Origin of the sequence: Micromonospora sp. NPDC050200 (genome assembly GCF_040656135.1) — a bacterium.
GTDB lineage: Bacteria > Actinomycetota > Actinomycetes > Mycobacteriales > Micromonosporaceae > Micromonospora.
In genome coordinates this window covers 20652-33309 of sequence record NZ_JBFALG010000047.1, presented here as the reverse complement: position 1 = coordinate 33309, position 12658 = coordinate 20652, and the positions used below count along the sequence as shown (strand labels likewise).

Here is a 12658-nt window from a genome sequence, read left to right as displayed (position 1 = left end):
GAGGGCCAGCCCCTCCTCCTTCCCCCTCGCGGGCCCGCGCACGCACTACGATCCCGCGGCATGACGGTGCTCACCACGGAACGCCTGGTGCTGCGGGACTGGACCGACGGCCCGGCGGACCTGGATCGGATCTTCGACATCTACTCTCGTGACGAGGTGGTGCGCTGGCTGGCGCTGACTCCCGGGTTGCCGATGACCGACCCGGCCCGGGCCGTGGACCGACTCGGTGTCTGGCGGGACCGGCACGCCCGCCACGGCGGACGGTACGGCACCTGGGCGATCGAGGTCCGGGACACCGGCCGGGTCGCCGGCACCCTGCTCCTCAAGCCGCTGCCCGGCGCGGACGGCGTGACGGAGACCGACGACATCGAGGTGGGCTGGCACCTGCACCCCGACTCCTGGGGGCACGGGTACGCCACCGAGGCGGCCCGCGCGGCGCTGGCCCGCGAGTTCGCCGCCGGCACCCGAGAGGTGTACGCGGTGGTCTCGCCCGGCAACGACCCGTCGATGGCGGTCGCCCGCCGGCTCGGCATGACCCACCTGGGCCGCCGCACCGACTGGTACGGCGGGGAGGTGCTGGAGGTGTTCGTCCGCCGCTCCGACGCCTGACGCCTGCCGGGACAGTGGGGGTGCCGCGCGGACCGGTATCGTCTTCCGCCGTGATGATCAGTTTCGAGACCCGGCCGGACCGGCGGCGGCTCACCGCCGCCCTGCGCCGGGCTCACCGCCGCATGTTGCTGTTGTACCGGCTCTGCCCGCTGGTGCTGCTCCTGCCGGCCCTGGTCGATCTGCTCACCGGCGACCCGCTGGATGCTGTCCCCTGGATCGCCGCCGCGGTGACCGCGGCGCTGCTGTCCCCGCTGGTTGTGCGGGCGCTGGTGCGTGCCAACTGGAAGATGTACGGCATCCCGATCAGGTGGACGATCTCCGACGAGGGAGTGCGCTACGCGAACGCGCTCTCCGACGGCGCCGTGCGCTGGGAGGCGCTGACCGGGGTGGAGTCGATCCCCGGCCAGTTGCTGTTCCGGCTCAGCCGGTACCAGGTGTTCCCGGTGCCGATCGACGGCCTGGCCGCGGAGCAGCGGGCCGAGCTGTACGACTTCCTGCGCGGGCGGGGTCTGCTCACCGTGGAGCCGATCGTGGAGGACTCCTCTGTCGCGCCGGCCGGTGGCCCTGACCGGGCTGACCACGGAGGGTAGCGACCGCAGACCCCGGACATGGTGGTGAGCGTCATGACTGTCAGGCACAAATATGCCTCCCAGGTATATCGCTCACCAGGAATACGCGTCCTCCGTCCGACCCGCCCGGGGCAGCGGAGGCGCCGGGCAGGTGCTCCCAGTGCCGGCCGCCTGCCGGCGATCAGGGCACGGAACGGTTGGGTTGAGGCTCCCGGCGGGCGCACCGTGACGCCGGGGCAGAATGGCCCCGTGACAACTCCCCGCGACCTCGTCCTGCTCGGCTCCACCGGCTCGATCGGCACCCAGGCCATCGACATCGTGCGACGCAACCCGGAGCGCTTCCGGGTGGTGGCGCTCGGCGCGGGCGGCGGCAATGTCGAGCTGCTCGCCGCGCAGGCCCTGGAGCTGGGGGTGGACGCGGTCGGGGTGGCCAGGTCCTCTGCCGCGCAGGACCTCCAGCTCGCCTTCTACGCCGAGGCGAGCCGGCGCGGCTGGGCCACCGGGGACTTCAAGCTGCCGAAGATCGTCGCCGGCCCGGACGCCATGACCGAACTGGCGCAGTGGCCGTGCGACATCGTGCTCAACGGGGTGGTGGGCTCGCTGGGACTTGCGCCGACCCTGGCCGCGCTGCGCGCCGGTCGTACCCTCGCCCTGGCCAACAAGGAGTCGCTCGTCGCCGGCGGCCCCCTCGTGCGGGCCGCGGTGACGCGGCCGGGGCAGATCGTTCCTGTCGACTCGGAGCACTCGGCGCTGGCACAGTGCCTGCGCGGCGGGACCCGCGGCGAGGTGCGGCGGCTGGTCGTCACCGCCAGCGGCGGGCCGTTCCGGGGCAAGCGGCGCGACGAGTTGACGCAGGTCACGCCCGCGCAGGCGCTCGCCCACCCCACCTGGAACATGGGGCCGGTCGTCACGATCAACTCGGCCACCATGGTCAACAAGGCGCTGGAGGTGATCGAGGCGCACGAGCTCTTCGACGTGCCCTACGCCGACATCACCGTGATGGTCCACCCGCAGTCGGTGATCCACTCGATGGTGGAGTTCGTGGACGGCTCCACCCTCGCCCAGGCCAGCCCGCCGGACATGCGGCTGCCGATCGCGCTCGGCCTCGGCTGGCCGGACCGGATCCCCGACGCCGCCGCCGCGGTCGACTGGACCACCGCCCACACCTGGGAGTTCGCCCCGCTCGACGACGAGGCGTTCCCGGCGGTCGCCCTGGCCAAGGCCGCCGGCGAGACCGGCCGCTGCCGCCCGGCGATCTACAACGCGGCGAACGAGGAGTGCGTCGCGGCGTTCGTCGCGGGCCGGCTGCCGTTCCTCGGCATCGTCGACACCCTCCGGCGAGTGCTGGACGAGGCTCCCGATTTCGGTGAACCAGGTACCGTCGAGGACGTGCTCGCCGCCGAGTCGTGGGCACGGGGGTACGCCCAGGAGATCATCTTCGGGCCGGTGGAAGGAGCTTGATGGCAAACCTGCTCGGGGTGACGCTCTTCGCCTTGTTCATCCTCGTCTCGGTGAGCCTGCACGAGGCGGGGCACATGCTCACCGCCAAGGCCTTCGGGATGAAGGTCACCCGCTACTTCGTCGGCTTCGGCCCGACACTGTGGTCGTTCAAGCGGGGCGAGACCGAGTACGGCATCAAGGGCATCCCCCTCGGCGGCTTCTGCAAGATCGTCGGGATGACCCCGCAGGACGATGACGTCGAACCGGCCGACCAGCCGCGTGCCATGTGGCGGTACCCGGTCTGGAAGCGGACGATCGTGATGTCCGCGGGTTCCATCACCCACTTCGCCCTGGCGCTGGGCGCGCTCTGGATCATGGCGGTCTCCGTCGGCCTGCCGAACCCGGCTTTCCCGGCCACCGACGCCGAGGCCCGCAAGGAGCCGGCGGTGATCTCGCTGGCCCCGTGCGTGGTGCCGGACAACACTGGCCGGGAGTGCCGGGCCGATGACACGGCGAGCCCTGCCGCCCAGGCCAAGCTGCGCGACGGCGACCGGATCACCTCGCTCAACGGCACTCCGGTGAACAACTACGGCGACCTGCTCACCGCTCTGCGGGCCACGACGCCGGGCAGCCGGGCCGAGATCGGGTACGTCCGCGACGGCCAGCCGGGCACCACCAGCACCGTGCTCGCCCAGACCCAGCGCCCGCCGCTGGACAACCCGAAGGGCGAGGCGGGTCCGGTCTCTGCGCTCGGCGTCGGCCTCCAGTTCACCACCCCGACTCGGGTCGGCTACGGCCCGGTCGGTGCGATCGGCGCCACCGCCGACTTCACCGGCAACATGGCGGTGCAGACCGCGCACGCCATGCAGCGCATCCCGCAGAAGGTCCCCGCCCTGTGGACCGCGATCACCGGCGGCGAGCGGGACATGGACACGCCGATCAGCGTGGTCGGCGCCAGCCGGCTCGGTGGCGAGTTCGTGGCGAATGACGCCTGGTACGGGTTCTTCCTGCTCTTCGTCTCGCTGAACTTCTTCATCGGCGTGTTCAATCTGCTGCCGCTGCTGCCGCTGGACGGCGGGCATATCGCCATCGCCTGGTTCGAACGGGTCCGCTCCTGGCTCTACGCGCGTCTGCGTCGCCCGGACCCCGGCCGCGTCGACTACCTCAAGCTCATGCCCATCACGTACGCGGTGATCCTGGTCGGTGGCGCGTTCACGCTGCTCACCGTCACCGCGGACGTCGTCAATCCGATCACGCTCTTCTCAAGGTGAGTGCCTGAAGTGACCGCTGTCAGTCTCGGTATGCCCGCCGTACCGCCCCCGCCGCTCGCTCCCCGTCGGGCCAGCCGCCAGATCATGGTCGGCTCGGTACCGGTCGGTGGGGGTGCGCCGGTCTCGGTGCAGTCGATGACCACCACCCTCACCTCCGACATCAACGCCACCCTCCAGCAGATCGCCGAGCTGACCGCGTCCGGCTGCCAGATCGTCCGGGTCGCCGTGCCCAGCCAGGACGACGTCGAGGCGCTGCCGGCGATCGCGCGCAAGTCGCAGATCCCGGTGATCGCCGACATCCACTTCCAGCCGAAGTACGTCTTCGCCGCGATCGACGCCGGCTGCGCCGCGGTGCGGGTGAACCCGGGCAACATCCGGCAGTTCGACGACAAGGTGAAGGAGATCGCCAAGGCGGCCGGTGACGCCGGCGTGCCGATCCGGATCGGCGTGAACGCCGGCTCGCTGGACAAGCGGCTGCTCGCCAAGTACGGCAAGGCCACCGCCGAGGCGCTGGTCGAGTCGGCGCTCTGGGAGTGCTCGCTCTTCGAGGAGCACGGGTTCCGGGACATCAAGATCTCGGTCAAGCACAACGACCCGGTGGTCATGATCCGGGCGTACCGGCAGCTCGCCGAGCAGTGCGACTACCCGCTGCACCTGGGTGTCACCGAGGCCGGCCCGGCGTTCCAGGGCACCATCAAGTCGGCGGTCGCCTTCGGCGCGCTGCTGGCCGAGGGGATCGGCGACACCATCCGGGTCTCCCTCTCCGCGCCGCCGGTCGAGGAGATCAAGGTCGGCAACCAGATCCTGGAGTCGCTGGGCCTGCGCGAGCGCGGCCTGGAGATCGTCTCCTGCCCGTCCTGCGGCCGGGCCCAGGTGGACGTCTACAAGCTGGCCGAGGAGGTCACCGCCGGCCTGGAGGGGCTGCCGGTGCCGCTGCGCGTCGCCGTCATGGGCTGCGTGGTGAACGGCCCGGGCGAGGCCCGCGAGGCCGACCTCGGCGTCGCCTCCGGCAACGGCAAGGGCCAGATCTTCGTCAAGGGCCAGGTCATCAAGACCGTGCCCGAGGGGCAGATCGTCGAGACGCTGATCGAGGAGGCGCTCCGCCTCGCCGACGAGATGGGCGCCGAAATCCCCGAGGAACTCCGCGACCTCGTCCCCGGCGCCACGGTCACCGTCCACTGACAGACGCCATCCCCGACGCACGACGCGAACGTACTTTCAGAGAAAGAGTGGCCATTCCTCTCGGAATGGCCACTCTTTCTCTGTACGAGGGCGTCCCGTGCCCTGGAGGGCGGCGGCGGTCACTCGGATTCGGCGAGGATGGCGTAGAGCTTGCGGCAGGCCTCGTCGAGGACCTGGGCCGCCCGTTCCCGCTGGTCGTCGGTGCCGGTCATCATCACCTGGCGCAGCGCGTTCATCGCCTGCGCCCCGTACCGGATGGGCATGCTGCTCGGCGGGCTGTTCCTGCTGCTCGGCGCGCTGGTGCCGCCGGTCGTGGGGTGGGCGGCGCGGACCCGGCCGGCCGAGCCGGTCGCCGAGCCGGTCGCCGTCTGACCCGGTCGGCCGGCGCGCTCCCGCCCCCATCTGGCAGGCTGGTAACCGTGCTGACGGTGCCGGTACGCCAACTCGGGGAATCGGAGCGCCGCGCGGTCGAGCGGCTGCTCGACCTCGACCCGTTCGCGGGCGCGCAGGTCGCCGAGCGGGTCGCCGCCCGTGGCCTGGCCTGGTGGCGGGCCGAGGGACGGATCCTGGGGTACGGGGCCCGGCGCAACCTGGAGTCGATCTGCTGGCTGGGCGGCAACCTCACCCCGGTGCTCGCCTCGGAGCCGGCCGTCGCGGCCTTCGCCGAGCAACTCGCCGCCGAGGAGCGCCTCTGCTCCTCGATCGTGGGGCGGGCCGACGCGGTGCTCGGCCTCTGGGACCGGCTCTCCACGCACTGGGGCCCCGCCCGGGACGTACGCCCCAACCAGCCGCTGCTGGCCACCGACGCGCTGCCCCCGGTGGCCGCCGACCCGCAGGTGCGCCGGGTACGCGGCGGTGAGATCGACCGGCTCTTCCCGGCGGCGGTGGCCATGTACACCGAGGAGGTCGGCGTCTCGCCGCTGGCCGAGGACGGCGGACGGGCCTACCGGCGGCGGGTGACCGACCTGGTGCGGGCCGGCCGGGCGTACGCCCGCCTCGTCGACGGCCGGGTGGTCTTCAAGGCCGAGCTGGCGGTGGTGACCCGGCGTACGGCCCAGGTGCAGGGGGTCTGGGTGGCGCCCGAGTGGCGGGGTCGGGGGATCGCCACGGCGGCGATGGCGGCGGTGGTACGCGACGCGCTGCTCCGGGTCGCTCCGACCGTGAGCCTCTACGTCAACGACTTCAACCTGCCCGCCCGCCGGGTGTACGAGCGCTGCGGCTTCCGGCCGGTCGGCACCCTGGCCACCGTGCTGTTCTGACCCACCCCTCCCGCCGGGCATGGCGGGGATCACGCACCTCCCGACCGGAGAACCCGGGGTAAATGCGTTGAACGGTTGCGGCCGGAGGACGAGGCTGGGGGTACCGCCACCGTCACCCCCGAGTCCGGAGGGACCCTCCCATGCGCCTGCTCCGTGATCTCTGGGCCAGCGCGCCCCGCCGGATGGCGGTCGTGGTCGTCCTGATCGTGCTCGGCGCCGCCGGCCAGGCCGCCGCGTCGGCCCTGGCCGGCCCGGTCCTGGTGCACCGCTCGGCCACCTTCTTCGCCGCGCTGGTGCTGGCGCTGGTCGCCGCGGTCGTCAGCGATCTCGTCATCGGCCTGCTGATGGCCGGGCTCACCGCCGACTGGTCCGCCGACGTCCGCCGCCGGCTGTGCCGGGTCGCGCTCGGACAGGACCTGACCGCCCTGGAGACCACCCCGGTCGGCGAGCTGCTGGACCGCATCGACAACGACGTCTACCAGGTCGCCTCGGAGCTGCGGAACACCGGCGTACGGCTCGCCCAGGGGCTGGCCGTCTGCCTGCTCGCCACGGTGAGCGCCCTGTTCGTCTGGTGGCCGGCCGGGGTCGGCATGCTCGTGCTCACCGCGCTGCTCGCCGTCGTGCTGCGCCGCCCCACCGCGCGCATCGCCCCCGCCCGGATGGCCGAGGAGGAGGCCTGGTCGGACCTCGCCGCGGTGATGGAGGAGGCGGTGCACGGCCAGGACGACGTGCGGACCAGCCTGGCCCGGCCGTACGTGCTGCGCCTCTACGCCGGGCGCGCCGCCGAGGTGCTCGCCCGGTGCCGGCGGGTGTTCCTGATGTCCGCCCGGGTCACCACGATCGCCGCCGGCGGGATCCGCGCCGGCATCGCCGCCGTGGTCCTCGGCGGGGCCTGGGCGCTGGCCACCGGCCGCATCGACGGCGCCCGGCTGACCGCGATCTGGCTGCTGGCCATCGCCTTCGGGGCCACCGTCGAGCACATCGCCCGCTGGGTGCCCCACCTGCAGTACGCGCTCGGCGCGTGGGCCCGGGTGCAACTGCTCTCCGACGCCCGCCAGGAACCCGCCGGCGGCGCGGCCCCGGCCGACGGCGACCTGACCGTCCGCGGGCTCACCTTCCACTACCCGAACAGCGGGGACGGCGAGCGGGGGCCGGCGCTGCGCGACATCCGGCTCGGCTTCGCCCGGGGCCGGTCGTACGCGCTGGTGGGGCGGACGGGGTCGGGCAAGTCGACGCTGGCCAAGGTGCTCACCCGCGCGGTCGACGTGCCGCGCGGCACGGTCTTCCTGGGCGACACCGACCTGGTCGACCTGGACGTCGAGCAACTGCGCCGGTGGGTCGCCGTGGTGCCGCAGCGCACCGAGATCCTGGCCGGGACGCTCGCCGAGAACGTCGCGCTCTTCGACCCCGACCTGCTCGACGACGCCACCCGGGCGCTGGAGGAACTGGGGCTGGCCGGCTGGATCGCCGAGCTGCCCGACGGGATCCGGACCCGGCTGGGCGAGGGCGGTCACGTCCTCTCCGCCGGGCAGGAACAGCTGGTGGCGTTCGCCCGGATCCTGGTCCGCGACCCGCACGTGGTGATCCTCGACGAGGCCACCGCGCGGCTGGACCCGGTCACCGAGACCCGGGTACGCCAGGCCACCGAGCGGCTGCTCACCGACCGGATCGGCATCGTCATCGCCCACCGCCTCTCCTCGGTGCGCCGCTGCGACGAGGTGGTGGTGATGGCCGACGGGGCGGTGCTGGAGGCCGGCCCGCTGCGCGAGTCGGAACGCTTCGCCGAGCTGCTGGCCAGCAGCCACGCCGCCGCGTACGCCCCGGCGGGCGCGGGCCGGGGCGGGGTGGACCTGCTGCCCGGGCCGCGCGACCCGTGGGAGGTCGAGACGCCGGGCCGGGCGTCCGCGCCGGCGGAGGTCGAGCGGCCCGTCACGGTGGCCGTGCCGAAGAGCGACCCGCCGCCGCTGCCCCCGCCGCCGCCCGCCCGGACCATGCGGGAGATCCTCCGGCTGGGCACCAACGACCCGAGGTACGGCCTCGTCTCGGTCGCCATGTTCGTCGCGATCACGCTGCTCGGCCTGGACGGCGCGGTGCTGCCCTGGCTCTGGGCCGACGTGGTCGACGGCGGCAGCCCGTGGCTGCCCGCCCTCGGCATCGCCGCCGCGCTGCTGGTCGTCCTGCCGCTGCCCTTCTACACCAACCTGTGGTTCCCGCAGTGGTGGGTACGCCAGATGCTGCGGATCAGCCTGCGCCTGGTGCACGGGCAGACCGGTCCGCGCCGGGTCAGCACGCACACCCCGGCGGAGGTGGTGGCCCAGAGCGGCGACACCGAGCGGGTGGTGCAGCTCGCCGACAACCTGATGGACCAGTTCATCGGTCTGGCGATCGTGGCCACCATGACGGCGGTGACCGGCAGCGTCGTACCGGCGCTCTTCTTCGCCGGGACGATGCTGGTGTCCGGGCTGGCGGCGACGCTGTTCGGGCCCCGGCTGGAGCGGTCCGCCCGGGGCACGGTGGCGGCGCGGGCGGCGTTCGCCACCGCGCTGGTCTCCGCGCTCTCCTCGGCCCGTACGGTGAAGCTCGCCGGGGCGACCCGGCCGGTGCTGACCCACCTGGCCGCGCTCGACACCGTACGCAGCGACCGGCAGCGCCGGGAGATCTCCGCGCAGGTGTGGGCGCGTTCCACGCCGTCGCTGGTCAGCGGTCTGCTGCCGATCGGCGCGTGGGCGCTCTACCTGGCCGGTGGGCTCTCCGCCGGGGCGACGCTGGTGGCGGTCTCCACCCTCGGCGCGGCCCGCTGGTTCGCCTGGACCACCGCGTCGCTGGTCTCGCACTACCCGTCGGCCCGGGTCTGGACCCGGCGGACGGCGGCGATGTGCGGGGTCGGGGCGTACTCGGCGTCGGTGCCCGGGGTGGACCTGGCCGCCGGCACCGCGCCCGCGCCCGTGCCGCCGGCCCGGCGTCCGCTGCGCCGGCTGGAGCTGGCCGGCTTCGGGGCGTTGCACTCCGACGGCACCCTCGCCGTGCGCGAGGTCGACCTGGCCGTCGAGCGCGGGCAGCTGGTGCTCGTCGTCGGGCCGGTCGGCTCCGGCAAGTCCTCGCTGCTGCGCGCCCTGGCCGGGATCGTGCACCACACCGGCACGCTGCGCTGGAACGGCGAACCGGTGACCGAGCCGGAGCTGTTCCTCCGCCCGCAGCAGGTGGGGTACGTCGGGCAGTTGCCCCGGGTGCTCTCCGGCACGGTCGCCGACAACATCGCGCTCGGCCACGAGGTCGACGCCGCCGGGGCGGTGGCCACCGCGCAGCTCGACCACGACCTGGCCGCGGCCGGGGGCGGGCTCGGGCTGCTCATCGGCCACAAGGGGACCCGGCTCTCCGGCGGCCAGTTGCAGCGGTTGGCGCTGGCCCGGGCGTTGGCGCCGCGTACCGAGCTGCTGGTCGCCGACGACGTCTCGTCGGCGCTGGACGTCACCACCGAGCTGGCGCTCTGGGCGGCGTTGCGCGAGCACGGGGTGACCGTGGTCGGCTCGACGTCGAAACGAGCGGCGCTGGTACGAGCCGACCACGTGGTGGTGCTGTGCGACGGTGCGGTGGCCGCGCAGGGCCCCTGGCGGGACCTGGAGGACGACTGGGGCCACCTGGCCGGCTGACCCCGGGGTCCGTCGGGTTGGTGCGGGTCAGAAGGCGCGGGCGTACTGGTCGGGCCAGGCGGGGTGGGCGCCGAGCTTGGCGGCGGCGCGGCGGGGCCAGTACGGGTCCCGGAGCAGTTCCCGGCCGAGCAGCACCAGGTCGGCCTCGCCGCCGGCGACGATCTGCTCGGCCTGCTCCGGCTCGACGATCAGGCCGACCGCGCCGGTGAGCACCCCGGCGTCGCGCCGGATCCGGGCGGCCAGGGGCACCTGGTAGCCGGGCCCGACCGGGATGCTCGCCCGGGCGGACGCGCCGCCGGAGGAGGCGTCGACCAGGTCGACCCCGGCGGCGGCCAGCTCACCGGCCAGCACGACGCTGTCCTCGACGGTCCAGCCGCCCTCGACCCAGTCGGTGGCCGAGATCCGGGTCAGCACCGGCACCTGTTCGCCGACGGCGGCGCGGACCGCGCGGGCCACCTCCAGGGTGAGCCGCATCCGGGCGGCCCGGTCGCCACCGTAGCCGTCGGTGCGGTGGTTGGTCAGCGGGGACAGGAACTCGTGCAGCAGGTAGCCGTGCGCGGCGTGGATCTCCACCGCGTCGAAGCCGGCGTCGACCGCCCGGCCGGCGGCGGTGGCGAAGGCGGACACCACGCGGGCGATCCCGGCCTCGTCGAGCGCGGTCGGCTCGCGGTGGTCGGGCAGGAACGGCTCGGCGCCGGGACCGACCGGGGCCCAACCGCCCTCGGTGTCCGGCACGCCGCCGCGCCGCGCGGCCCACGGCCGGTACGTCGACGCCTTGAACCCGGCGTGCGCGAGCTGCACCGCCGGCACCGCGCCCTGCGCGGCGACGAACCCGGTGACCGGCCGCCAGGCGTCGACGTGCGCGTCGGACCAGAGCCCGGTGTCCTGCGGGCTGATCCGCCCCTCGGGGACGACCGCGGTGGCCTCGGTGAGGACCAGGCCGGCGCCGCCGACGGCCCGGGAGCCGAGGTGGATCCGGTGCCAGTCGGTGGGCAGGCCGTCCGGCCCGGCGCTGTACTGGCACATCGGGGCGAGGGCGACCCGGTTGGGCAGGGTGACCGCGCGCAGGGTCAGCGGGGTGAACAGGGAACTCATGTGGTGATCCTCCGGGACGGGAGACGGGCAGGGCCCTCCGGGGAGGGCCCTGCGCGATCAGCGGTGCGTGCGGGAGCGGGCGGCGGGCCGCGGACCCGGTGGGCGCCGCGGGCCCGGAGCTGAGCCTGCGGGGCGGCGTCCGCCGGGGCCCGAGGTCAGGCCGGGACGGGAGCGAGCCGCTCCGCCGGCCGCTCGGTCTCCTCGGCGTCGGTCAGCTCACGCTTGCCGGCGGAGTCGTACGCGGTCCGGTCCAGGGTGCCCTCGTGGGCGGCGACGATGGTCGGCACCAGCGCCTGCCCGGCCACGTTGGTGGCGGTGCGGATCATGTCCAGGATCGGGTCGATCGCCAGCAGCAGGCCGGCGCCGGCCAGCGGCAGGCCCAGCGTGCTCAGGGTCAGGGTGAGCATCACGATCGCGCCGGTCAGGCCGGCGGTGGCCGCCGAGCCGACCACCGAGACGAAGGCGATCAGCAGGTAGTCGGTGACGCCCAGGTCCACCCCGAAGACCTGCGCGACGAAGATCGCCGCCAGGGCCGGGTAGATCGCCGCGCAGCCGTCCATCTTCGTGGTGGCGCCGAACGGCACCGCGAAGGAGGCGTACTCGCGGGGGACGCCCAGGCGCTCGACGGAACGCTGGGTCACCGGCATGGTGCCCACCGAGGAGCGGGACACGAAGGCCAGTTCGATGGCCGGCCACGCGCCGGCGAAGAACCGCAGCGGGTTGAGCCGGCCGGCCGCCACCAGCAGCAGCGGGTAGACCACGAACAGCACGATCGCGCAGCCGACGTAGACGGCGGTGGTGAACTTGGCCAGCGGGGCCAGCAGGTCCCAGCCGTACGAGGCGACGGCGTTGCCGATCAGGCCGAGGGTGCCGAGCGGGGCGAGCCGGATCACCCACCACAGCGCCTTCTGCACGATCTCCAGCAGCGAGCGGTTGAGCGCCACGAACGGTTCGGCGGCCTCGCCGACCAGCAGCGCGGCGGCACCCACCACCAGGGCGAGGAAGACGATCTGGAGTACGTTGCCCTCGACGAACGCGCCGACCGGGTTGGTCGGCACGATGCCGGTGAGGAAGTCCGTCCAGGAGCCCGACCTCTTCGGCGCGGCCGCGCCGGCCACGTCGAGGGTGACCCCCTTGCCGGGGTCGGTGAGCAGGCCGAGGCCGATGCCGACGCTGACCGCGATCAGCGCGGTGGCGCCGAACCAGAGCAGCGTCTTGAGCGCCAGCCGGGCGGCGTTGGCCACGCCGCGCAGGCTGACCACGCTGACCACGATGGCGGTGAAGACCAGCGGCGGGACGGCCAGCTTGAGCAGCTGGACGAAGAGCCCGCCGACGGTGTGGAGGGTGCTGGCCAGCCAGCTCAGGTCGTTGGCGCGGGCGAGGAAGCCCAGCGCCACGCCGAGGACGAGGCCGAGCAGGATCTGCACGGAAAAGGGGATCTTGCGCAGGGCGGAAGCCATGAGGATGCGTCCAAGGTCTGGAAGGGTCGGTGCGGGGCAGCGTCAGGAAGCGGGCTGCGCCGGACAGACGCCGCTGGCCTGCAGTCGGAGGTCGACGTACAGGCGCACGGTGAGGTGCCAGAC

The 12658-nt window shown here is 73.8% G+C and carries 9 protein-coding genes and 1 pseudogene; 7 read left to right on the top strand and 3 right to left on the bottom strand.

Annotation, left to right across the window (positions count from 1 at the left end; translation table 11 throughout):
- Positions 1-60 precede the first annotated feature (60 nt).
- From AB0I41_RS25890 to ispG, 5 genes are all read left to right on the top strand, one after another.
- A complete protein-coding gene (locus tag AB0I41_RS25890) occupies positions 61-609 on the top strand; it encodes a GNAT family N-acetyltransferase (RefSeq protein WP_357112547.1) in 549 nt (182 codons plus the stop codon).
- Positions 610-662: 53 nt separating this feature from the next.
- On the top strand, positions 663-1199 hold the full coding sequence (locus tag AB0I41_RS25885) for a YcxB family protein (protein WP_357112591.1): 537 nt from the start codon (positions 663-665) through the stop codon (positions 1197-1199).
- 228 nt (positions 1200-1427) lie between these two features.
- Entirely contained in the window at positions 1428-2639 is a 1212-nt protein-coding gene (dxr, locus tag AB0I41_RS25880) for a 1-deoxy-D-xylulose-5-phosphate reductoisomerase (RefSeq protein ID WP_357112545.1), read from the top strand.
- Entirely contained in the window at positions 2639-3889 is a 1251-nt protein-coding gene (locus AB0I41_RS25875; protein ID WP_357112542.1) for a site-2 protease family protein, read from the top strand. The genes dxr and AB0I41_RS25875 overlap by 1 nt, the downstream gene beginning before the upstream one ends.
- Positions 3890-3898: 9 nt before the next feature.
- On the top strand, positions 3899-5071 hold the full coding sequence (ispG, locus tag AB0I41_RS25870) for a flavodoxin-dependent (E)-4-hydroxy-3-methylbut-2-enyl-diphosphate synthase (RefSeq protein ID WP_357112539.1): 1173 nt from the start codon (positions 3899-3901) through the stop codon (positions 5069-5071).
- 119 nt (positions 5072-5190) lie between these two features.
- Here the strand turns inward: ispG and AB0I41_RS25865 are convergent.
- Positions 5191-5319 (bottom strand): annotated as a pseudogene (locus AB0I41_RS25865) (PadR family transcriptional regulator); the annotation flags it as partial.
- A gap of 171 nt (positions 5320-5490) precedes the next feature.
- Between AB0I41_RS25865 and AB0I41_RS25860 the strand changes: the two are divergent.
- Positions 5491-6330: a GNAT family N-acetyltransferase gene (locus AB0I41_RS25860; protein ID WP_357112537.1), complete on the top strand. Its 840-nt coding sequence runs from the start codon at positions 5491-5493 to the stop codon at positions 6328-6330.
- Between the two features lie 140 nt (positions 6331-6470).
- Positions 6471-9980, top strand: a complete 3510-nt coding sequence (locus AB0I41_RS25855) for an ABC transporter ATP-binding protein (protein ID WP_357112534.1) — start codon at positions 6471-6473, stop codon at positions 9978-9980.
- A gap of 27 nt (positions 9981-10007) precedes the next feature.
- Here the strand turns inward: AB0I41_RS25855 and AB0I41_RS25850 are convergent, their stop codons facing one another.
- On the bottom strand, positions 10008-11075 hold the full coding sequence (locus AB0I41_RS25850) for an NADH:flavin oxidoreductase/NADH oxidase (protein ID WP_357112532.1): 1068 nt from the start codon (positions 11073-11075) through the stop codon (positions 10008-10010).
- A gap of 155 nt (positions 11076-11230) precedes the next feature.
- Positions 11231-12523: a dicarboxylate/amino acid:cation symporter gene (locus AB0I41_RS25845; RefSeq protein ID WP_357112588.1), complete on the bottom strand. Its 1293-nt coding sequence runs from the start codon at positions 12521-12523 to the stop codon at positions 11231-11233.
- Positions 12524-12658 lie beyond the last annotated feature (135 nt).